General features: G+C 63.2%; 21 protein-coding genes. 7 read left to right on the top strand and 14 right to left on the bottom strand.

All coding sequences use genetic code 11. The features are described 5' to 3' along the window. Genes AC19YX_RS15910 through folE2 form a run of 6 tightly spaced genes read right to left on the bottom strand, consistent with a single transcriptional unit; the run spans nt 1 to nt 4,306 of the window. On the bottom strand, nt 1–561 hold the full coding sequence (locus AC19YX_RS15910) for a gamma carbonic anhydrase family protein (RefSeq protein WP_421548173.1): 561 nt from the start codon (nt 559–561) through the stop codon (nt 1–3). After that, a complete protein-coding gene (hisI, locus tag AC19YX_RS15905) occupies nt 558–995 on the bottom strand; it encodes a phosphoribosyl-AMP cyclohydrolase (RefSeq protein ID WP_421548174.1) in 438 nt (145 codons plus the stop codon). Before hisI ends, AC19YX_RS15910 begins: the two co-directional genes overlap by 4 nt. Continuing rightward, complete coding sequence (locus AC19YX_RS15900; RefSeq protein ID WP_421548175.1) at nt 992–1,870, bottom strand: metal ABC transporter substrate-binding protein; 879 nt, start codon at nt 1,868–1,870, stop codon at nt 992–994. The genes hisI and AC19YX_RS15900 overlap by 4 nt, the downstream gene beginning before the upstream one ends. A gap of 11 nt (nt 1,871–1,881) precedes the next feature. Continuing rightward, nucleotides 1,882–2,745 (bottom strand): metal ABC transporter permease, encoded by an 864-nt coding sequence (locus AC19YX_RS15895; RefSeq protein ID WP_201128653.1) that lies wholly within the window; start codon nt 2,743–2,745, stop codon nt 1,882–1,884. Continuing rightward, nucleotides 2,745–3,413, bottom strand: a complete 669-nt coding sequence (locus tag AC19YX_RS15890; RefSeq protein WP_500606578.1) for a metal ABC transporter ATP-binding protein — start codon at nt 3,411–3,413, stop codon at nt 2,745–2,747. The genes AC19YX_RS15895 and AC19YX_RS15890 overlap by 1 nt, the downstream gene beginning before the upstream one ends. Next, on the bottom strand, nt 3,410–4,306 hold the full coding sequence (gene folE2, locus AC19YX_RS15885; RefSeq protein ID WP_500606577.1) for a GTP cyclohydrolase FolE2: 897 nt from the start codon (nt 4,304–4,306) through the stop codon (nt 3,410–3,412). The genes AC19YX_RS15890 and folE2 overlap by 4 nt, the downstream gene beginning before the upstream one ends. 130 nt (nt 4,307–4,436) lie before the next feature. Here folE2 and AC19YX_RS15880 point away from each other — a divergent pair, with 130 nt between their 5' ends. Continuing rightward, nucleotides 4,437–5,657, top strand: coding sequence for an N-acetylmuramoyl-L-alanine amidase (locus tag AC19YX_RS15880; protein ID WP_043228421.1), 1,221 nt, complete (start codon nt 4,437–4,439; stop codon nt 5,655–5,657). Between the two features lie 13 nt (nt 5,658–5,670). Here the strand turns inward: AC19YX_RS15880 and AC19YX_RS15875 are convergent, their stop codons facing one another. Continuing rightward, a complete protein-coding gene (locus tag AC19YX_RS15875) occupies nt 5,671–6,051 on the bottom strand; it encodes a glutamine synthetase (protein ID WP_201128646.1) in 381 nt (126 codons plus the stop codon). 119 nt (nt 6,052–6,170) lie between these two features. On the opposite strand from AC19YX_RS15875, the gene dksA reads away from it, so the two are divergent. From dksA to AC19YX_RS15855, 4 genes are all read left to right on the top strand, one after another. Continuing rightward, the gene (dksA, locus tag AC19YX_RS15870) at nt 6,171–6,575 is read left to right on the top strand and encodes an RNA polymerase-binding protein DksA (RefSeq protein WP_078470579.1); all 405 of its coding nucleotides are present in this window, start codon (nt 6,171–6,173) and stop codon (nt 6,573–6,575) included. A 35-nt stretch (nt 6,576–6,610) separates the two neighbouring features. Further along, nucleotides 6,611–7,819 carry a zinc metallochaperone GTPase ZigA gene (gene zigA, locus AC19YX_RS15865; RefSeq protein WP_500606576.1) on the top strand — a complete coding sequence of 403 codons (1,209 nt, stop codon included), beginning with the start codon at nt 6,611–6,613 and terminating at the stop codon, nt 7,817–7,819. Next, nucleotides 7,819–8,481 carry a DUF1826 domain-containing protein gene (locus AC19YX_RS15860; RefSeq protein WP_500606575.1) on the top strand — a complete coding sequence of 221 codons (663 nt, stop codon included), beginning with the start codon at nt 7,819–7,821 and terminating at the stop codon, nt 8,479–8,481. The genes zigA and AC19YX_RS15860 overlap by 1 nt, the downstream gene beginning before the upstream one ends. A gap of 146 nt (nt 8,482–8,627) precedes the next feature. Continuing rightward, nucleotides 8,628–9,590, top strand: a complete 963-nt coding sequence (locus AC19YX_RS15855) for a CobW family GTP-binding protein (RefSeq protein ID WP_500606574.1) — start codon at nt 8,628–8,630, stop codon at nt 9,588–9,590. Nucleotides 9,591–9,634: 44 nt separating this feature from the next. On the opposite strand, the gene AC19YX_RS15850 is transcribed toward AC19YX_RS15855, so the two are convergent. Next, on the bottom strand, nt 9,635–10,027 hold the full coding sequence (locus tag AC19YX_RS15850; RefSeq protein ID WP_020294882.1) for a DUF3301 domain-containing protein: 393 nt from the start codon (nt 10,025–10,027) through the stop codon (nt 9,635–9,637). Between the two features lie 118 nt (nt 10,028–10,145). Between AC19YX_RS15850 and pdxY the strand changes: the two genes are divergently transcribed. Continuing rightward, nucleotides 10,146–11,018 carry a pyridoxal kinase PdxY gene (pdxY, locus tag AC19YX_RS15845; protein WP_020294881.1) on the top strand — a complete coding sequence of 291 codons (873 nt, stop codon included), beginning with the start codon at nt 10,146–10,148 and terminating at the stop codon, nt 11,016–11,018. Between the two features lie 45 nt (nt 11,019–11,063). Here the strand turns inward: pdxY and AC19YX_RS15840 are convergent, their stop codons facing one another. Together AC19YX_RS15840 and AC19YX_RS15835 are read right to left on the bottom strand one after the other, a co-directional pair. Then, the gene (locus AC19YX_RS15840; RefSeq protein WP_207202164.1) at nt 11,064–12,476 is read right to left on the bottom strand and encodes an APC family permease; all 1,413 of its coding nucleotides are present in this window, start codon (nt 12,474–12,476) and stop codon (nt 11,064–11,066) included. Nucleotides 12,477–12,731: 255 nt separating this feature from the next. Continuing rightward, nucleotides 12,732–13,217 (bottom strand): acyl-CoA thioesterase, encoded by a 486-nt coding sequence (locus AC19YX_RS15835; protein WP_020294879.1) that lies wholly within the window; start codon nt 13,215–13,217, stop codon nt 12,732–12,734. 295 nt (nt 13,218–13,512) lie between these two features. Here AC19YX_RS15835 and AC19YX_RS15830 point away from each other — a divergent pair, with 295 nt between their 5' ends. Then, the gene (locus AC19YX_RS15830; protein ID WP_078470378.1) at nt 13,513–15,276 is read left to right on the top strand and encodes a cation:proton antiporter; all 1,764 of its coding nucleotides are present in this window, start codon (nt 13,513–13,515) and stop codon (nt 15,274–15,276) included. 114 nt (nt 15,277–15,390) lie between these two features. Here AC19YX_RS15830 and AC19YX_RS15825 read toward each other — a convergent pair whose 3' ends face one another. The 4 genes from AC19YX_RS15825 to uvrD all read right to left on the bottom strand — a co-directional run bounded on the left by AC19YX_RS15825 (nt 15,391) and on the right by uvrD (nt 19,706). Beyond that, nucleotides 15,391–15,798, bottom strand: coding sequence for an SMI1/KNR4 family protein (locus tag AC19YX_RS15825; RefSeq protein ID WP_500606573.1), 408 nt, complete (start codon nt 15,796–15,798; stop codon nt 15,391–15,393). 137 nt (nt 15,799–15,935) lie between these two features. Beyond that, entirely contained in the window at nt 15,936–16,805 is an 870-nt protein-coding gene (locus AC19YX_RS15820) for a Tim44 domain-containing protein (protein WP_078470379.1), read from the bottom strand. Between the two features lie 176 nt (nt 16,806–16,981). Next, nucleotides 16,982–17,422 carry an EamA family transporter gene (locus AC19YX_RS15815; protein ID WP_078470380.1) on the bottom strand — a complete coding sequence of 147 codons (441 nt, stop codon included), beginning with the start codon at nt 17,420–17,422 and terminating at the stop codon, nt 16,982–16,984. A gap of 100 nt (nt 17,423–17,522) precedes the next feature. Next, nucleotides 17,523–19,706 carry a DNA helicase II gene (uvrD, locus tag AC19YX_RS15810; protein ID WP_078470381.1) on the bottom strand — a complete coding sequence of 728 codons (2,184 nt, stop codon included), beginning with the start codon at nt 19,704–19,706 and terminating at the stop codon, nt 17,523–17,525. Nucleotides 19,707–19,896: the final 190 nt, after the last annotated feature.

Here is a 19,896-nt window from a genome sequence, read left to right as displayed (position 1 = left end):
TCAGAACTCGTTTTGCAAGGCTTTGTAGCCGCGCACCAGATCGACGTTGGTGCGCGCCACATCCTCGGAAAACTCCGAGGCGCTGATGCTCACCGGGGGAAATTGCGAGAGGTCGGTGTTGGGGCCGATGCGAGTGGTGGAGGGCACGTAGAAGTCATCGGGCAGGTCGCGACCGTCGACCACCGAGTTGTGGCGCACCACGCTGCCGTCGCCGACCACGCAGTTGAACAGCACGCTGTTGAAACCGATGAATACCCGGTCACCCACCTGGCAGGGGCCGTGAACGATGGAGCGGTGGGCGATGGAGGTGAATTCGCCGATGGTCACCGCCGCCCCGGACTTGGAGTGGATCACCACCCCATCCTGGATGTTGGAGTTGGCGCCGATGGTGATCGGGTCCATTTCCCCCAGGGCGTTGACTTCGTCGGCGCGGATCACCGCATAGGGGCCGACGAACACGTTTTCACCGATCACCACCTTGCCGCAGATGATCGCGGTTTTATCGACGTAGGCCGACTCGGCAATCAACGGCAGGTCGCCGGAAGGGTTTTTGCGAATCATGGAACGGGCTCCTCAAGCGGTGCACTGATGACCTGCACCGCACCTTGGCGAACGGCGTTGTAAAAACAGCTGCGGCGCCCGGTGTGGCAGGCCGGGCCCTGTTGCTCCACTAGCAGCAGAATGGCGTCGCCGTCGCAATCCAGGCGCGCCTCCACCAGGCGTTGGCGATGACCGGAGCTTTCACCTTTGCGCCACAGTTGCCGGCGCGAGCGCGACCAGTAGCAGACGTCACGGCTCTCCAGGGTCAGGGCCAGGGCCTGGCGGTTCATCCAGGCCAGCATCAGCACCTCGCCGCTGTCGTGTTGTTGGGCGATGGCGGCGATCAGCCCGGCGTCGTTCCACGGCAGCCCATCGAGCACTGCGTTCAGTGGCCAGCGACTGCCCAGGGCGGCGTGCTCCAGGTCCAGCAGCGACAGCGGGGCGCACGGGTTCATGGTTGGCTCAGGGCGTCGTAGAGGGTGTTGAGGTTGTATTCGAACAACCCGGCGAAGGTACTGGCCGGACCTGTGGCGGCCAGGGCATCGGAATACAGGGTGCCGCCGATATGGGCGCCGCTCTCTTCGGCGATCTGTTGCAGCAGGCGTGCGTCCTTGATGTTTTCCATGAACACCGCCTTGACCTTGGCATTGCGGATCTGGGTGATCAGCGCTGCGACTTCGGCGGCCGACGGTTCACGCTCGGTGGACAAACCCTGGGGCGCCATAAAGTCGATGCCATAGGCCTGGCCCAGGTAGCCGAAGGCATCGTGGGAAGTGACGATCTTGCGATTGCCCGGCGGCAGCGAGCCGAGCTTGGCCTTGGCTTCGGCCAGCAGGCGGTAGATCTGTTTCAGGTAGGCCTGGCTGTTGCGCTCATAGTCGGCCTTGTTGGCCGGGTCGGCTGCCGCCAGGGCCTTGGTGATGTTGTTCACATACAGCTCGGTGTTGGCCAGGTTGTGCCAGGCGTGGGGGTCGGGCACGGTTTCGCCGTCTTCTTCCAGGGCGCGTGGAATCACCCCACGGCTGGCGGTAATGACCGGGGTTTTGGTCGCGGTGCTGGCCACCAGACGATCGAGCCAGGGTTCGAAACCCAGGCCGTTCTTGATGATCAACCGGGCCTTTAGCAGGGCCTTGGCATCGTCCGGGGTCGGCTCGTAGGTGTGGGCATCGGCATCGGCGCCGACCATGTTGGTGATCTGGATATGGTCGCCGCCCACCTGGTGGGTGATGTCAGAGAGGATGCTGAAACTGGTGACCACCTGGAGCTTGTCGGCGGCCTGGGCGGTCGACAGTGACAGCAGCAGGCTGAACAGCACGAATAGAACGCGCATCGGGAAACACCTCATTGGGATGTGAGCAAAGGCGGGCGGCGCAGCAAACCGTGCACCGGACCGAACACCACGGACAGCAGGTACAGGCCGCCAGCCACCAGCACGATGGCCGGGCCGCTGGGCAGCGAGTAGTAAAACGACAGCAGCAGGCCGAGCCACACCGAGAGGCACCCGAGCACGGCGGCAAGGGTGATCAACAGTGGCAGGCGCCGGCTCCAGAAACGCGAGGCGGCGGCCGGCAGCATCATCAAGCCGACCACCATCAAGGCGCCGATGGCCTGGAAGCCGATCACCAGATTGAGCACCACCAACGTCAGGAACAGCCCGTGGGCCAGGGGGCCGAGGCGGCTGACGGTTTGCAGGAACAGCGGGTCGAGGGTGTCCAGCAGCAGCGGTTTATAGATAAGGGCCATGGCCAGCAGGCTGAAGCCGCTGACCCAGAGCATGCCGTTCAGGGTCGGCCCGTCCACGGCCAGTGCCGAACCGAACAGCAGGTGCAACAGGTCCAGGCGTTTGCCGGCCAGGCCAAGAATCAGCACGCCGCTGGCCAGGGAGATCGGATAGATGGCGGCGAGGCTGGCATCTTCGCGCAGGCCGGTACGGCGAGTGATCCAGGCAGCGAGGCCGGCCATGCTCAAGCCAGCGCCCAGTCCACCGAGGGTCAGGGCCGGCAGGCTCAAGCCGGCGAACCAGAAGCCCAGGGCGGCGCCGGGCAAGATGCCGTGGGCCACGGCGTCACCGATCAGGCTCATGCGGCGCAGAATCAGAAACACGCCCAACGGTGCGGTGCTGCACGCCAGCACCAGCCCGCCGAGCAAGGCCCGGCGCATAAACACAAACTCGTTGAAGGGTTGCCAGAGCTGGGCGACGACCATCAAGCCACCTGCGCTTGTGCTTGCGGTTTGATCAGTTGCTGGCTGGGGCCGAACAGGCAGCCGCTGCTGTTGATCAACAGGGTCTGGGGAATGTGCTGGCGTACGGCGGCGAGGTCATGGCACACCAGGACCTGGGTCCGGCCTTCGGCGTGCCAGGCGTGGATGTGTTTCCACAGCAGCGCCTGGCCCAACTCATCCAGCGCGGCGTGGGGTTCATCCAGCAACAGCACCGGGGCCTGGCCCAGGCTCAGCCGGGCGAGCAGGGCGCGTTGCAATTCGCCGCCGGACAGCGCCATCAACGGCCGCTGTTCCAGGCCACCGAGGCACCAGTCTTCGAGTGCCTTGTGCAACTGCTGCGCGCGGGTCTGGGCGTCGAGCTTGCTGCCCCAGAAACCGGCAGCCACCAACTCCTGCAAGCTGATGGGGAACTGTCGATCCAGATGCTGCTGTTGTGCCAGAAACGCCAGGCCGCCACGCCTTGGAACCTCCAGCAGGACCTTGCCGGCCAGAGGCTTTTGCAGGCCGGCGATGACTTTGAGCAGGCTGCTCTTGCCCGAGCCATTGGCGCCGATGATGGCGGTCAGGCTGCCCTTGGGCAGGTGCAGATCTAGAGCCGGAGTCAGCGCCTGCCCCGGGGCACCCCAGCGCAAGGCCTGGCAGCGGATCATGCCGCCTCCCAGTTGTAGCGGCTTTCGGCGACGGCATCGTGGGCGTGCAGGCTCTCGGCGTGCACCACTCGCAGGGCGAAGGCATTGATCCCGGGGGAGCGTTTCAGGGCCAGGTGCAAGCGGCGCGCGGCGTCCTCGCAGAACATCAGGTTCTGTCCATTGGCTAGGGCAAAAGCTTGTTCGTCGGCGCGTTTGACCGCAGTTTGCACGGCGGTGCCGAGGGCGGTTTCGGCGTCATTGATCAGGGCTATCAGCGGCAGCTGGTCCAGATAGTCGACCAGGCGCAGTTGCAATTGCGCGTAGCTGCGTTGGCTGTGAGGGGTGGCGACTATGCCTTTGGCCGAGCCAAGCCAAGCCAGTACATCGGCGTGCTGCAACGGCTGATTGGCGAAGTCGTCGACAAACTGTTGCTGAATCAACTGCCGTGAAAGCGCCGCCGAACATGGGCAGGTTGAGGAATAAGCCACGTCGATTTTTAGTTCCACGTGGAACATTGCGTTTTTCAGGCGCGCTTCGATGCTCACCGGGTAGCTCTTCCAACCGGCCAATGGGCTGACCAGGGCCGGGCGTTTCAGCAACAGATCGGCGTGAATCCGCAGATAGGCGTGTTGGGACAAACCTTGATGGCTGTCGAGAAAACGCTGTAACACGTTGCGAATCAGCTGCGGCGTGAGGGGTTCGTTTTCGAGCATTTCCAACGCCAGGTACAGCCGCGACATATGAATGCCCCGCGCCTCGCCGTCATCCAGGCTGACTCCGGCATCTGCTGTGGCGCCGATCCGTTGGCCGTCGAACAACACAGGTAAGGCAATGCCGCACATGCCCACCCATTCCAGGGGCAAGGCTTGGCGTGCGGCCTGCGCGGCGATATCCGGCAGAGTCAGCGCATTCATGAGCAGGTCCATCGTGGGAAAGAGTTCGACATGTTATATTATAACAATGCGTCGAATGAAAACTTTTTCCACAGCCGGCTTACCACCCGGTCTCGTGAGTACGGACGCTCCTTAATCAGCGGTATATGTCATGCACAGACGTCAATTGCTTAACCTGCTGCTGGCCAGCGCGGCCCTGATCCTGCCACTGGGGGTGTCTGCGACGCAGATCCGCAACGCGCGGCTCTGGCGCTCCGACGACAAACTGCGGCTGGTGCTCGACCTCAGCGGGCCGGTGCAGTACCAGACCTTCTCCCTGAGTGCGCCGCAACGTTTGATCGTCGACTTGCGTGGGGCCAGGCTCAGCGGCGATTTCAGTCAGTTGGCCCTGGCCAATACGGTGATTCGGGCGATTCGCTCCGGGCGCTTTGGTGACGGCGACACGCGCATCGTCCTCGACCTGACCGAGCCGGTGCAGCTCAACAGCTTTTTGCTGCCGCCCCAGGATGGCCAGGGGCATCGCCTGGTGCTGGATTTGAGCCGCGTCGGCCAGGCACCGTTGCAGGTGGCCGCCGCCAGTGCGCCGCTGGTGCAACGGCCGCCGGCAGCGGACAAGGCCCACCCCAAACGCGACATCATGGTGGTGGTCGACCCCGGCCACGGCGGCAAGGATCCGGGTGCGGTCGGGGCCAAGGGCGAGCGCGAGAAGGATGTGGTGCTGGCGATTGCCCAGTTGCTGGCCAAACGGCTCAAGCGCGAGAAGGGCTTTACGGTGAAGCTGGTGCGTAACGACGATTTCTTTGTGCCGCTGCGCAAGCGCGTGGAGATCGCCCGTCAGCATCAGGCCGACATGTTTATCTCGGTGCACGCCGATGCCGCGCCACGGCTGACAGCTTCCGGCGCCTCGGTGTATGCCTTGTCCGAAGGCGGCGCGACCTCGGCGACCGCGCGCTTCATGGCGCAGCGGGAAAACGGCGCCGACCTGCTGGGGGCCACCAGCCTGCTCAACCTCAAGGACAAGGACCCGATGCTGGCCGGGGTGATCCTGGACATGTCGATGAACGCCACCATTGCCGCCAGCCTGCAATTGGGCAGCACCGTGCTCGACAGCCTGTCCGGGATCACCACCCTGCATCAGAAGCGCGTGGAACAGGCCGGGTTCGCGGTGCTCAAGTCACCGGATGTTCCGTCGATCCTGGTGGAAACCGGCTTCATCTCCAACAGCCGCGACAGCCAGCGCCTGGTCACCGCACGGCATCAGCAGGCAGTGGCCGACGGTTTGTTCGAGGGCTTGCAGCGCTACTTTCAGAAAAACCCACCCATCAACAGCTACATGGCCTGGCAGCAGGAGCAGCAAAAAGCCCGAGTCTGACGCGCTGGCAGGCTTAACAACCGCTGAGGCGGCTGCAGGTGAACACGCCTTTGCTGCCGCCCGAACTGGAGAATCGATTGAGGGTGGTCCAGCCCACGCGGCGGCTGTAGCCGACCCAGGCTTCGCCGTTGGAAGCGAGGCCGGTGAAGAAGGTCAGCTGTCCATAGCGGCTGTTGGTCTGCGCCCAATAGCGTTTGCCGCTGACTTCGAAGCCGCGCAGGTAAGTGTCGCTGCCCGCGGTGGCGACGCTGTAGGCATTGCCCTGGGGATCCACGCAGGCCAGCAGGTTGGCACTGCGGGTGCAGTTGGCCAGCGTGCTCGGCAATTGACCCCAGGCGTGGCCGGCAACCAGCAGCGCCAGGCTCGGCAACAGGTATTTCAACGAAGTGGGCATCAAGGTTCTCGTCGCAAGAGGGCGCCAGCATCGCGCCCTTCGTCAGCCTCGGCAAGAGAGGATTGGCTTATTTGTATTGTTATAATATAGCATTAAATAAAGCCTGATCCGTGATGCCCATGACTGAACAAGAACTGCTTGCCCAACCCCAGGCCGACTACATGAACGACGCCCAGCAGGGGTTCTTCCGCGAACTGCTGTTGGCGCAGCGCACCGACCTGCAACAGCGCATCGCCGGCGAGTTCAGCGAACTGCGCGAACAGGAACCCAGCAGCGACCCCGCAGACATCGGCAGCGCCGAAGAGCGGCGCCAGTGGCAACTGCGCCTGCTGGAGCGGGAAAAGAAGCTGCTGGACAAGATCGACCAGGCCCTCGAACACCTCGCCCGTGGCGAATATGGCTGGTGCCGGGAAACCGGTGAGCCGATCGGCCTCAAGCGCCTGTTGCTGCGTCCAACCGCCACCCTGTGTATCGAAGCCAAAGAACGCCAAGAGCTGCGCGAACGCCATACCCGGGCGTCTTGACCCAGCCACCGTACGCCCTGATGAGGACCATCCCCATGACCGACCGTCTCCCCGTTACCGTGCTTTCCGGCTTTCTCGGCGCCGGCAAAAGCACCTTGCTCAACTACGTGCTGCGTAACCGTGAAAACCTGCGAGTGGCGGTGATCGTCAACGATATGAGCGAAATCAACATTGATGGCGGCGAGGTCCAGCGTGACGTCAGCCTCAATCGCGCCGAAGAAAAGCTGGTGGAAATGAGCAACGGCTGCATCTGCTGCACCCTGCGCGAAGACCTTTTGGAAGAAGTCGGCAAACTGGCCCGGGAAGGGCGCTTCGATTACCTGCTGATCGAGTCCACCGGCATCTCCGAACCGCTGCCGGTGGCCGAAACCTTCACCTTTCGCGATGAACAGGGCCAGAGCCTGGCGGACGTAGCGCGCCTGGACACCATGGTCACGGTGGTCGACGGGATGAATTTCCTGCTCGATTTCCAGGCCGCCGAAAGCCTGGCTTCCCGTGGCGAAACCCTGGGCGAGGAAGATGAACGTTCGATCACCGACCTGCTGATCGAGCAGATCGAGTTCGCCGACGTGCTCCTGATCAGCAAGATCGACCTGATCAGCAGCGACCAGCGCCAGGAACTGATGGCCATTCTCCAGCGCCTCAATTCCCAGGCGCAGATCCTGCCCATGGTCATGGGCCAGGTGCCGCTGAGCGCGATCCTCAACACCGGACGGTTTGACTTCGAACGTGCGGCCCAGGCCCCCGGCTGGTTGCAGGAGCTGCGCGGCGAGCACGTGCCGGAGACCCAGGAGTACGGGATCGCCTCCACGGCGTACCGGGCGCGCCGGCCGTTTCACCCACAGCGGTTTTTCCAGTTTATCGACCGGCCCTGGGTCAACGGCAAACTGCTGCGCTCCAAGGGCTTTTTCTGGCTCGCCAGCAAGTACCGGGACGCCGGCAGCTGGTCCCAGGCCGGGGGCTTGATGCGCCACGGGTTTGCCGGGCGTTGGTGGCGTTTCGTGCCCAGGCAGCAGTGGCCCCAGGATCAGGAAAGCACTGCGGCGATCTTGAACAACTGGACTCCAGCCAGCGGCGACTGCCGTCAGGAACTGGTATTTATCGGGCAGAACATCGACTTCGCACAACTTGCCGCCGAACTCGACGCTTGCCTGCTGAGCGACGCGGAGATGGCCCTGGGTGTCGAAGGCTGGCGGCAATTGCCCGACCCCTTCGGGCCCTGGCAAGGGGAGGTCGCGGCCTGATGCCGGCCCTGAGAGCCCCCGGCATTGCGTTGCCGTCGGTGACCCGCCGCCAGGCGCTGGGCGCTGCGCCCTCGGTATTGGCCGACGTGCTGCAGGACCCGGTCAACCTGGCCCTGTGGCAGCGCCGGCTGCCGGCGCATATCGCCGATTTCGGCGCCTTGTTGCTGTCCCTCAACCAGCCCCTGGCCGACTCCCTGTCCCTGGAGCTGGCCGATGATGAAGCCGAGCCCAACCTGCGTGGCCTGGCGTCGGGCTTCAGTGATCTTGAGGGCTATGACGGCTTTATCGCCGACGTTTCCTGGCTGGTCAGCGCCTTTGCCTGCCTGTTGGGGGCACGACGCGTGGGGTTGCGTCTGCGGGTTCTGGACAAGGCCATGTGTCCGCGCTTTCACGTCGACCATGTGCCGGTGCGTTTGATCACCACCTACGCCGGCATCGGCAGCCAGTGGCTCAAGGAAGGCGTCATGGACCGCCGGCAGTTGGGCCAGGCCCAGGCCGAGCCTGATGCCGGAGCGTCAATCGAGCAAATGGCCTGCGGCGAGGTGGCGTTGCTCAAGGGTGAGAAATGGCACGGCAATGAAGGCTTCGGCCTGATCCATCGCTCACCGCAACCGGCGCCGGGCGAGCGCCGGTTGATCCTGACCCTGGACTGGCTGGGCTGACCGGCCGTGGTCTGCCAGGCAGGCATGGGGCGTTGCTGATGGCCAGCGCCGCCTCGTGCCTAGGCAGCGACTGCAGGTCGAGCGGCTATTCGCCTGGGTCGAGAAGGGCGTAGCATCGCTTCACCGGTTTTATGGACTCCCTTCCCATGCTGCAAAACATCCCCACTCACGTTATCGCCGGGCCCTTGGGTGCCGGAAAGACCAGCCTGATCCGCGACCTTTTGCGCCAGCGCCCGGCCAACGAGCGCTGGGCGGTGCTGATCAACGAGTTCGGTCAGATCGGCCTGGATGCAGCGCTGCTGGCCCGGGATGAAGACGGTATTAGCCTGGGGGAGGTGGCCGGTGGCTGTCTGTGTTGCGTGAACGGCGCGCCGTTTCAGGTGGGCCTTGGGCGCTTGCTGCGCAAGGCGCGACCGGACCGGCTGTTTATCGAGCCCTCGGGGCTCGGCCATCCGGCGCAATTGCTGCGGCAATTGCGCGAGGCGCCGTGGCAAGGCGTGTTGGCTGTGCAGCCCTGTGTATTGGTGCTGGATGCCCAGGCCCTGGCGGCCGGCAAGCCCTTGCCCCGGGCCCAGCAGGAGGCGTTGGCCAGTGCCGGGTTGTTGTTGCTGAACAAGGATGAGCACCTGGACGAGGCCGAGCGGCAGCGGGTTATCGAGCAACTGCCGGATTGTCCGCGGTACTGGACCCACCAGGCCCATCTGCCGCTGGCACAGCTGCCCGGTTTACTGGCTCGCGCCGACGCGGCTCAGGTCGAGTTGGAGCTGCCCCAGGGCCTGGCGCAGCTGCCGGCGATCTGGACCGATCCGACTCGGCCGATCTGCCTGAGCCAGGCCCAGGAGGGCGGCTGGAGCATTGGCTGGCGCTGGCATCCAAGCCAGCTATTCGACCTGACGCGGATCGACCATTGGTTGCAGAACCTCGACTGGCGCCGGGCCAAGCTGGTGATCCATAGCGGCGAAGGCTGGCGTTCCGGGAATGGCGTCGACAACTCGCCCCTCAACTGGCTGCCCAGTGAATGGCGCCAGGATTCGCGGTTGGAGTTGATTTTCAGCGAGGTACAGGAGGTCGCGGCGTTGCAGAACAGCCTACAAGCCTGCCGCCTGTAGCCGCTGCCGAAGGCTGCGCTGGCCCTCGACCCTGATCCACCGTGTCACTGCCGCCATTTCTGATGCTCTTCCCGCCATTGGCTCAGCTCGATCACTTCCGCACTGGGCAATGGGGTTTTGACTTCAAAGGGGTAGGGCGCGAGTTCGATCTGTGCGCTGTGGGCGCCGAACTGGGTGATGGTGCCGGCGTGCCGGGTTTCACCGGTCACGGTGAACTCGAAATTGTAGATTCGCGCCAGGCGTCGGCGGCCGTTGGCATCCTTGACGAAGCCGATGCGCTTGAGCGCGACGTTGCCGTCCAGCAGCTCGATATCGAGCTTGGCGCAGTGCTGCTTGACCCTCTCCAGTGCTCGCTCGCGCAAGCCGTGGTTGTGCCAGATCCAGGCGGCGCCCGTCGCCAGCAGCATCAGCACAAAGATATTTCCAAGGGTCAGCATGAAGATTTGCTCCGACAAAGTGCCATCAGCTTAACTGCCTCTCCGGTCTGTCGTACAGGCTGTGTTTAGTCGCATACTGCGCGGCTTGAATTTCAATGGTTTTACGGAAAATCCGCGCATGAAACGTACACCTCATCTGCTTGCGATCCAGTCCCATGTGGTCTTTGGCCATGCCGGTAACAGCGCTGCGGTTTTTCCGATGCAGCGGGTCGGGGTGAACGTCTGGCCGCTGAACACGGTGCAGTTCTCCAACCACACTCAGTATGGACAGTGGGCCGGAGAAGTCCTGGCGCCCCATCGGATTCCCGAGCTGGTAGAAGGCATCGCCGCCATCGGCGAGCTGGGCAACTGCGACGCGGTGCTGTCCGGTTACCTGGGCAGCGCCGCCCAGGGGCGGGCGATTCTCAGTGGTGTCGCGCGGATCAAGGCGACCAACCCCAAGGCGCTGTACCTGTGCGACCCGGTGATGGGGCATCCGGAAAAGGGTTGCAGCGTGCCCGCAGAAGTCAGCGACTTCCTGCTCGAAGAAGCCGTGGCGATGGCAGATATCCTGTGCCCCAACCAGCTGGAGCTGGACAGCTTCTCCGGGCGCAAGCCGCAGTCGCTGTTCGATTGCCTGGCCATGGCTCGGGCGCTGCTGGCCCGTGGGCCGAAGGCGGTGCTGGTCAAACACCTGGATTACCCGGGCAAGGTCGCCGATGGCTTTGAGATGCTGCTGGTCACCGCCGATGGCAGCTGGCATTTGCGCCGCCCGCTGCTGGCGTTTCCGCGTCAACCCGTGGGTGTGGGCGACCTGACCTCAGGCCTGTTCCTGGCCCGGGTGCTGCTGGGCGACAGCCTGCTGGCGGCGTTCGAATTCACCGCCGCCGCGGTGCATGAAGTGCTGCTGGAAACCCAGGCTTGCGCCAGTTATGAACTGGAGCTGGTGCGGGCCCAGGACCGGATCGCCCATCCGCGGGTGCGTTTCGAAGCCACGCCGATCGAGCTCTAGCGGTTTGGTCACAAGCCGCGGTGCTGGGCCACACCTCAACCGACCCTAGAGCGGCTCTGAGAACTGCACCTCGGGCGCCTTGTGGCTGAAGCCCCGGGTGTGGAACGCCAGGTAGGCCAGGCCCACGGCGAACCAGGCCAGGCCGATGCCCAGGGTCAGCAGCGACAGGCTGGTCCAGAGCCAGACAATCAGGGCAAACCCCACCAGCGGCAGCAAGCCATAGCGCAACAGGTCGGCGCCGCTACGTGGCTGGCCATCGAACAGGTGGCTCTTGATCACTGCCAGGTTGACCGCCGAGAACGCCACCAGCGCGCCGAAGCTGATCATCGACGCCAGTGTCGTCAGGTCGATCACCACCGCCAGCAGCGAGATCAGCGACACCAGGACAATCGCCGTGGTGGGCGTCTTGTAACGCGCCGAGAGCACGCCGAACACCCGGCGCGGCAAGATCCCGTCGCGGCCCATGCTGAAGAGAATGCGCGACACCGAGGCCTGGGAGGCCAGCGCCGATCCCGCCGCGCCCGCCACATAGGCCGCGGTGAAAAACATCTCCAGAAAACGCCCCCCCGCCTGCAGCATGACCTCGCCGGCGGCCGCCTCCGGGTCTTTGAAGGCACTGCCGGGGAACACCAGCTGGCTGACCAGGGCCAGCAGGATAAACAGCGCGCCGGCGCCCAGGGTAGTAATCACAATCGCCCGAGGGATGTCCCTGCGCGGGTCGCGGGCCTCTTCGGCCAGGGTCGACACCGCATCGAACCCCAGAAACGACAGGCACAGCACCGCCGCGCCGGCCATCAATGGCAGAAATCCGACCTGACTGCCGTCACCCAGCCACGGCGCGCTCAAGTCCAGGGCTTCGACGCCGAGCAAGTGCTTGCCGGCCAGAGCGATGAACACCAGGACAAACACCACCTGGGCGCCGACGATCAGGTTGCTCATGCTCGACACCGAACTGATGCCGCGAATGTTCAGCACCGTCACCACACCGATGGTCGCCACCACGAAGACCCAGGCTGGGACCTGGGGAAAGGCGATATTGAGGAACAGGCCGATCACCAGGTAATTGATCATCGGCAGGAACAGGTAATCGAGCAGCAGCGACCAGCCGGCCAGAAAGCCGATGCTCGGGCCAAAGCTCAGGCTGGTGTAGGAATAGGCAGAACCGGCAATCGGATATTTCTTCACCATGGCGCTGTAGGACAGCGCGGTGAAAAACATCGCCAGCAGGGTAATGACGTACGCGGCGGCCGTGCGCCCGCCGGTGAGCTGGGTGACCACGCCGTAGGTGGTGAAAATGGTCAGCGGCACCATGTACACCAGGCCGAAGAACACCAGGGCCGGCAGGCGCAGGATGCGTCGCAGGGAAGTGCCCTGGGCGCTGTGGGTAAATTCGCTGGGGACGCCGCTGTCGCTGATGGCGAGGGCGTTGCTGCTGGAGGCGGGGCGGGTGCTGGGCATGTTCGGTTCTCACGCGTTCGTTCTTGTTCGAATGCTCCCGCGAGCGGGAGTGCGTTTTTGCCTTGCACGGGGATTCTGGCAGCGGGGCTGCGGCTACATAACTGCGTATGTGGTCAAAAAGGGATCAAAGCGGCCAATCTGCCTGGCCTTTAAGGGCTGGCGCGGGGAGGGCACGGAAATACCCGAGGGGCATTGCAGGGAGGGAGGTGCGAAGCGGGAGGCTGGAACCGTCCATGGTTCCGTGGTGCGTGAAGCTCAGGGCGCGTCGGCCTTGATCTCCTGATAGCGAATTTCCAGCTCCTGGCGAATCTGCCGGCGCTGCTTGGCCTGGATAAAACGCCGTTTGTCTTCGCTGGTCTGCGGTTGCAACTGCGGGACCACTGCCGGCTTACGCTGGTCGTCCACGGCGACCATGGTGAAGAAGCAGCTGTTGGTATGGCGCACCGAGCGCTCGCGGATATTCTCGGTGACCACCTTGATCCCCACCTCCATCGAGGTGTTGCCGGTGTAGTTCACCGACGCCAGGAAGGTCACCAGTTCGCCGACATGAATCGGCTCGCGGAAAATCACCTGGTCCACCGACAAGGTCACCACATAGCGGCCGGCATAACGGCTGGCGCAGGCATAGGCGACCTCGTCGAGGTACTTGAGCAGGGTGCCGCCGTGGACATTGCCAGAGAAATTGGCCATGTCAGGGGTCATCAGTACCGTCATCGACAGCTGGGCGTTTCCGGGTTCCATAGCACACTCACGGTTGTAGGCAGGGGTTACGGGAGCACCTCTGCGGGCGCTTGGTCAGCTTTCAAAACCATCGATAACGGGACGCCGGGCCGCCGCTCGCCGTCACGCGCCGATCGATCTGTTTCCTTATATTGCACCGCCTTTTTGCTCGAAGTCGCGGTGGTAACCTGCGAAAGGCCCTTTCCCAGGGCTTTTTCTCTCAAATTTTCAGATTTTTACTTGGCCTTCATCAGAGCATTCGGATGCTCGGCGGCCGAGTGAGCGTATTTGCCAACCCCACAAGGAGCCCCACGCCATGCATGCCATCAGCTTTATTCAGGACCTGGCAGTGATCATGTTGGTCGCGGGCGTGGTGACCATTGTTTTTCACCGGCTCAAACAACCGGTGGTGCTGGGCTATATCGTCGCCGGCTTCATTATCGGGCCGCACACCCCACCTTTTGGCCTGATTCATGACGAGCAGACCATCAAGACCCTGGCCGAACTGGGGGTGATTTTCCTGATGTTCTGCCTGGGCCTGGAGTTCAGCCTGCGCAAGCTGTTCAAGGTCGGTGCCACGGCCTTTATCGCGGCCTTTCTGGAAATCGTGCTGATGATCTGGATCGGCTACGAAATCGGTCGCTGGTTCGACTGGAGCACCATGGATTCACTGTTCCTCGGTGCGATCCTGGCCATTTCCTCGACCACCATCATCGTCAAGGCCCTCAATGACCTGAAGATGAAGAACCAGCGCTTTGCGCAGCTGATCTTCGGTGTGTTGATTGTCGAAGACATCCTCGGCATCGGCATCATCGCCTTGCTTTCAAGCATCGCGGTCAGCGGCACGGTCGACTCCGGCGAAGTGTTTTCCACCGTCGGCAAGCTCTCGCTGTTCATGATCGTGGCGCTGGTGATCGGCATTCTGCTGGTGCCGCGCCTGCTGGCCTACGTGGCCCGCTTTGAAAGCAACGAAATGCTGTTGATCACCGTGCTCGGCCTGTGTTTCGGCTTTTGCCTGCTGGTGGTCAAGCTGGAATACAGCATGGTGCTGGGGGCTTTCCTGATTGGCGCGATCATCGCCGAGTCCCGCGAGCTCCTGAAAATTGAACGGCTGATTGAACCCGTTCGCGACATGTTCAGTGCCATCTTCTTTGTCGCCATTGGCTTGATGATCGACCCGCAGATTCTCCTGCAGTACGCCTGGCCGATCGTGGTGATCACGGTCGCGGTGGTCCTGGGCAAGATGCTGTCCTGTGGGCTGGGTGCCTTTATCGCCGGCAACGATGGGCGCACGTCGCTGCGGGTCGGCATGGGCCTGTCCCAGATCGGTGAGTTCTCTTTCATCATCGCTGCCCTGGGCATGACCTTGCAGGTCACCAGCGACTTCCTCTATCCGGTGGCGGTGGCGGTATCGGCCATCACCACCTTGCTCACTCCGTACCTGATTCGCGCCGCCGACCCGTTGTCGCTGAAGTTGGCCGAAGTGATGCCGCAGCGCCTGGGTCGGGTGCTGGGCATGTATGGCGAATGGCTACGCAGCATCCAGCCCCAAGGCGAGGGCGCATTGCTGGCGTCGATGATCCGGCGGATCCTGATGCAGGTGGGGGTCAACCTGGCGCTGGTGGTGGCGATCTTCTTTTCTGGCGGCTATTTCGCGGCCCGTATCGCCGGCTATCTGCAGGACTGGATCAGCGACCCGAGCTGGCAGAAGGCGCTGATCTGGGGCGGTGCGCTGTTGTTGTCGCTGCCGTTCCTGATCGCCGCCTATCGCAAGCTCAAGGCGCTGTCGATGCTGCTGGCGGAGATGGGGGTCAAGGCGGAAGTGGCCGGGCGCCATACGCAGAGGGTGCGGCGAGTGATCGCCGAGGTGATTCCGATTTTGTCGTTGCTGGTGATCTTTCTGCTGCTGGCGGCGTTGTCGTCGAGCATTCTGCCGACTGCCGAGCTGCTGGTCCTGATCGCGGTGGTCGCGGCCGCGGTGGCTGCGGTGCTGTGGCGCTGGTTTATCCGGGTGCACACGCGGATGCAGGTTGCGCTGCTGGAAACCCTGGATAACCACAAGGAAAGTTCAGGGCATTGATCGCCCATTCCCGCCGCTGCCGGGGACGGCAACGGCGCGGTCACGCGCGCCATTACAGGGGGCATGCCTCTGTAAGTGCGCGCTTGCCGGCCATGGGGCGTGCGGGTGATCGACTCAGCTTTCCAGCCAGACGTCCCGTGCCCAGTGCCACACCGATTCCCAGGATTCTTCGGTGATCAGCTCTTCTTCGCCGGACCACAGCACCACGGTGCCGTCTTCCTCGACACAGTAATAGTCTTCGCCGTCCTGGCAGATCGGGATCAACTCGCGCGGTACACCCAGGTCCCAGGCAGTAGCGGCTACTTCCGGCAGATAGGTGTGGGACTGCGGGTCGGTGACAGTCACCGGTTCCAGGCTGCCGTAGACCACGTCACTCACGGTCAACAGGAACTCTTTGAAGACGTAGGGGATGTTGATGAACAGCTGTTCCTCGACTTCCACCAGTTGGTCTTCGTCCGGTAACTCCAGGGGAACGGGTACCGGTTCGTTTGCTTCACGCAGTTGCTCGATGACTTCTTCCACGGCCTGGGTCCTCTTAGCTCTATGGCGCGGTTTATATGACGCGGTTTTATACAGTAGCTCGCTATAAGTGCAATCGTGAAATGCAAAACCCCGACCTGAGTCGGGGTTCTGCATTACTGGTGTGACCGCGAAAGGGATCAGCCGTTCTGGCGGATACCTGCAACCAGCCAAGGCTGGTTGTCGCCTGGAGCGCGTTCCATGTTCCAGCTTTCGCTGAACATTTCGCCCTGGTCGAAACGCGAGGTTTTCGACACGCCGGTGAAGGTCAGGGTAGCAATGGTCTTGTCGGCACGATCATCCACGCCGTCCAGTTGGACATTGAGGTTGTCGATGTAGGTCGACTGGAAGCCATCACCCAGGTCTGCGCGTTCTTTTTTCAGGAACTGCAGCATTTGCGGGGTCACGAACTCGGCGATCTTGTCCATTTCATTCGCGTCCCAGTGTTGCTGCAGGGACTGGAAGTGGTTACGCGCAGCTTCGATGAAGCGCTCTTCGTTGAACCAGGCCGGAGCATTGATCACCGGACGGGCGGCGGCAGCCGAAGCACCACCGAAGATCGAGCCTGGAGCAGGCTGCTGTGGCTGGAAGGCTTCACGCTGCATGGGCGCGTGGCCAGCCGGAGCGAACTGCTCCTGCTGCTTGCGGCGACGAGCGGCGATGAAGCGGAAGATCACGAATGCGATGACGGCGAGGATCAGGATGTCGAAGATCTGCATGCCCTGGAAGCCACCGCCCATGAACATGGAGGCCAGCAGGCCGCCCGCGGCGATACCGGCCAGAGGGCCGAGCCAGCGCGAAGCGCCGCCCGCTTTGGCAGCAGCGCCAGCGGCACCGGCAGCGCCCGCGGTTGCGGCAGTACCCGCACCTGCGGAAGGCGCCATCTGGCTGGTTTGGTGCGACGGCGCGGCGCCCGCGCTTTTGCCGCCACCGAAGCGCTTGGCGTTGGCGTCGAGGCTCATCGTCAGGCCGATGCACAGCGCCATGGCGATGCTAAGAAAACGTTTCATAAAGGGAATTCCCATTTGTGGATGGCACGCGCGCCATGTTGCACAGGTGAAGTGTCACTGGCTAGCGGCATAATGTTTCGGGCTTTTGCCTGACAGGCTGGGTTCAGTTTCAGCCGGGGCAAGAGGACGTATATCTGGGACCCGGCGGGCGACGGGTGGGTTCAGTGCAACCGTGCCTAGCGGCGTAGCGCCAGCATCACCACGCCTGCGGTGATCAGTCCGATTCCACCCCATTGCCGCAGGTCGAGCTTCTCCCCCAGCAGCGCGGCGCCCAACAGGGCGACCAACACCACGCTGAGTTTGTCGACCGGCGCGACCAGCGAGGCCGGGCCCAGCTTCAACGCGCGGAAGTAGCACAGCCAGGAAGCACCGGTGGCCAGGCCGGACAGCACCAGGAACAGGTAGCTTTTGCCCGAGATCGATCCCAGTGACTGATATTGGCCCGTGGCGTACAAAATCAAGGCCAGGCTCACCAGAACCACTACGGTTCGCAGCAGGGTGGCGAAGTCGGAATTGACGTTCTCGATACCGATTTTGGCGAAGATCGCCGTCAGCGCGGCGAATGTCGCCGATAGCAAGGCCCAGAATGTCCAGGAGGAAAAAAAGCCTGTGCCCATGGGGATGTTCCTCTTCCTTATATAAGGACGCTTGAGGGCGAGCGCGCCAGCCGTGGTCAGCGGGTGCCGGCTCGCACCGGCGCACCGCCTTCCGCTGGGCTCAGATGGCTTCCAGCTTGGCGTAACCCAGCATCAGCCACTTGCTGCCTTCGCTGAAGTTGACCTGGACCCGCGCCTGGGCCCCGGCGCCCTCGAAGTTGAGGATCACCCCGTCGCCAAACACGGCGTGGCGCACAGCCTGGCCCAGGCTGAAGCCGGTGTCCGGGATCTCACTGCCACCAAACAGACTGCTGGAGCTCTGCTGCTGGCCACCGCCAAAGGGACGGCTGACGCTGTTGGACAGGCGCACTTCCTGGATCAGCCCCTTGGGCACTTCGCGGACGAAGCGCGAGACCTTGTTGTAGGTCTCGCTACCGTACAGGCGGCGGGTCTCGGCATAGGTCATGACCAGGTTCTGCATCGCCCGGGTGATGCCGACGTAGGCCAGGCGCCGTTCTTCTTCAAGGCGCCCGGGCTCTTCCAGGCTCATCTTGTGCGGGAACAGGCCTTCTTCCATGCCCACCAGGAACACGTAGGGGAATTCCAGGCCCTTGGCGCTGTGCAAGGTCATCAGCTGGATGCCGTCTTCGTGCTCGTCGGCCTGGGTGTCGCCGGCTTCCAGGGACGCATGGCCGAGGAACGCAGCCAGTGGTGTCAGCTCCTCGTCTTCTTCGGTGTTTTCGAAGTTGCGTGCGGCGCTGACCAGTTCCTCAAGGTTTTCTACCCGGGCCTGGCCTTTTTCGCCTTTTTCCGCCTCGTGGTAGGCAATCAGCCCGGATTGCTCGATCACCGTCTGGGTCATCAGGTGCAGCGGCATCTCGGCGGTTTTTGCCGCGAGGTTCTCGATCAGTTCGATAAAGCCGCCCAAGGCGCCGGCAGCGCGACCGGTCAGGCCCTTGTTGGCCACCAGCTGGCGCATGGCTTCCCACATCGACACGTCGCTGTGGCGCGCGTGTTCGCGGATCGCTTCGACGGTCTTTTCGCCGATGCCACGCGCCGGGACGTTGATCACCCGCTCCAGCGCGGCATCGTTGCCCCGGCCTTCGAGCAGGCGCAGGTAGGCCATGGCGTTCTTGATTTCAGCACGTTCGAAGAAGCGCTGGCCGCCGTAGATGCGGTACGGGATGCGTTCGCGCAGCAAGGCCTCTTCCAGCACCCGGGACTGGGCGTTGGAGCGATACAAAATGGCAATGTCGCTGCGGGCCAGGCCGGTTTTCAGCGCGCTTTCGATGGTTTCCACCACGTAGCGCGCTTCGTCGTGCTCGTTGAAGGCGGCGTACAGGTTGATGGCTTCGCCTTCGCCGCCGTCGGTCCACAACTCCTTGCCCAGGCGCCCGGTGTTGTTGGCGATCAGGGCGTTGGCGGCCTTGAGGATGCCGGCCGTGGAGCGGTAGTTCTGCTCCAGGCGAATGGTTTCGGCGTCCGGGAAATCTTCGGAATACTGGTGGATATTCTCGATTTTCGCGCCGCGCCAGCCGTAGATCGACTGGTCGTCGTCGCCCACCACCATCAGGCTGTCACCGCCCTTGGCCAGCAGGCGCAACCAGGCGTACTGCACGGCGTTGGTGTCCTGGAACTCATCCACCAGCACATGGCGGAAGCGCTTCTGGTAGTGCGCGAGCAAGCCCGGGTGGTCGCGCCACAGGTCCAGGGCGCGCAGCAGCAGTTCGGAGAAGTCGATGACCCCGGCGCGCAGACAGGCCGCCTCGTAGGCTTCATAGATGCCGCGCATGGTGGCCAGGAACAGATCGCCGCTGGCTTGAATATGTTGCGGACGCAGGCCTTCGTCTTTTTGGCCGTTGATAAACCATTGCGCCTGGCGCGCCGGCCAGCGCTGTTCATCCAGCCCCAGGTCGCGGATCACGCGCTTGACCAGGCGTTGCTGGTCGTCGCTGTCGAGGATCTGGAAGGTCTGGCTCAAGCCCGCTTCCTGCCAATGGGCACGCAACAGGCGGTGCGCCAGGCCGTGGAAGGTGCCGACCCACATGCCGGCCGGGTTGATCCCCATCAACTGCTCGATGCGATGGCGCATCTCGGCAGCCGCCTTGTTGGTGAAGGTCACCGACAGGATGGAGTGTGGCGAGGCGTTCTCGACCTGGATCAACCAGGCGATACGGTGCACCAGCACACGGGTTTTACCGGATCCAGCACCGGCCAGGACCAACTGACGACCCACGGAGGCAGCTACGGCCTGGCGTTGGGCATCGTTGAGGGAGTTCAGCAGAAGGGAGAGGTCATCGCGCATCGGGGCATTCTAGGGGGCCGGGCGACACCGGGCAAACCCGGCGTTGGTTTAGCCGATAAAACTACCGTGGATGACGACCGGTCGGTCACAGGCTGCAGCCGTTGGCAGTGCTCGCCTGTACGGTTTTATGCGGTACCGGCGGGGGATTTGTTTTAGCGATTTATGATCTGGAGCAGTTTGGTACGGGCTA

It is taken from the genome of Pseudomonas sp. MF09150, assembly GCF_059862355.1.
The sequence above is the reverse complement of the archived record's forward strand: the minus strand, read 5'-3'. Positions and strand labels throughout refer to the sequence as shown.

What these genes read in the sequence shown, in the direction of transcription:
- AC19YX_RS15875 (WP_201128646.1), bottom strand. Translation starts at nt 6,051, where the DNA reads ATGCCCACTTCGTTGAAATACCTGTTGCCGAGCCTGGCGCTGCTGGTT.
- AC19YX_RS15900 (WP_421548175.1), bottom strand. Translation starts at nt 1,870, where the DNA reads ATGCGCGTTCTATTCGTGCTGTTCAGCCTGCTGCTGTCACTGTCGACC.
- AC19YX_RS15840 (WP_207202164.1), bottom strand. Translation starts at nt 12,476, where the DNA reads ATGCCCAGCACCCGCCCCGCCTCCAGCAGCAACGCCCTCGCCATCAGC.
- AC19YX_RS15890 (WP_500606578.1), bottom strand. Translation starts at nt 3,413, where the DNA reads ATGATCCGCTGCCAGGCCTTGCGCTGGGGTGCCCCGGGGCAGGCGCTG.
- AC19YX_RS15880 (WP_043228421.1), top strand. Translation starts at nt 4,437, where the DNA reads ATGCACAGACGTCAATTGCTTAACCTGCTGCTGGCCAGCGCGGCCCTG.
- pdxY (WP_020294881.1), top strand. Translation starts at nt 10,146, where the DNA reads ATGAAACGTACACCTCATCTGCTTGCGATCCAGTCCCATGTGGTCTTT.
- AC19YX_RS15850 (WP_020294882.1), bottom strand. Translation starts at nt 10,027, where the DNA reads ATGCTGACCCTTGGAAATATCTTTGTGCTGATGCTGCTGGCGACGGGC.
- dksA (WP_078470579.1), top strand. Translation starts at nt 6,171, where the DNA reads ATGACTGAACAAGAACTGCTTGCCCAACCCCAGGCCGACTACATGAAC.
- AC19YX_RS15895 (WP_201128653.1), bottom strand. Translation starts at nt 2,745, where the DNA reads ATGGTCGTCGCCCAGCTCTGGCAACCCTTCAACGAGTTTGTGTTTATG.
- hisI (WP_421548174.1), bottom strand. Translation starts at nt 995, where the DNA reads ATGAACCCGTGCGCCCCGCTGTCGCTGCTGGACCTGGAGCACGCCGCC.
- AC19YX_RS15855 (WP_500606574.1), top strand. Translation starts at nt 8,628, where the DNA reads ATGCTGCAAAACATCCCCACTCACGTTATCGCCGGGCCCTTGGGTGCC.
- AC19YX_RS15820 (WP_078470379.1), bottom strand. Translation starts at nt 16,805, where the DNA reads ATGAAACGTTTTCTTAGCATCGCCATGGCGCTGTGCATCGGCCTGACG.
- AC19YX_RS15815 (WP_078470380.1), bottom strand. Translation starts at nt 17,422, where the DNA reads ATGGGCACAGGCTTTTTTTCCTCCTGGACATTCTGGGCCTTGCTATCG.
- AC19YX_RS15910 (WP_421548173.1), bottom strand. Translation starts at nt 561, where the DNA reads ATGATTCGCAAAAACCCTTCCGGCGACCTGCCGTTGATTGCCGAGTCG.
- AC19YX_RS15835 (WP_020294879.1), bottom strand. Translation starts at nt 13,217, where the DNA reads ATGGAACCCGGAAACGCCCAGCTGTCGATGACGGTACTGATGACCCCT.
- AC19YX_RS15860 (WP_500606575.1), top strand. Translation starts at nt 7,819, where the DNA reads ATGCCGGCCCTGAGAGCCCCCGGCATTGCGTTGCCGTCGGTGACCCGC.
- AC19YX_RS15830 (WP_078470378.1), top strand. Translation starts at nt 13,513, where the DNA reads ATGCATGCCATCAGCTTTATTCAGGACCTGGCAGTGATCATGTTGGTC.
- uvrD (WP_078470381.1), bottom strand. Translation starts at nt 19,706, where the DNA reads ATGCGCGATGACCTCTCCCTTCTGCTGAACTCCCTCAACGATGCCCAA.
- folE2 (WP_500606577.1), bottom strand. Translation starts at nt 4,306, where the DNA reads ATGAATGCGCTGACTCTGCCGGATATCGCCGCGCAGGCCGCACGCCAA.
- zigA (WP_500606576.1), top strand. Translation starts at nt 6,611, where the DNA reads ATGACCGACCGTCTCCCCGTTACCGTGCTTTCCGGCTTTCTCGGCGCC.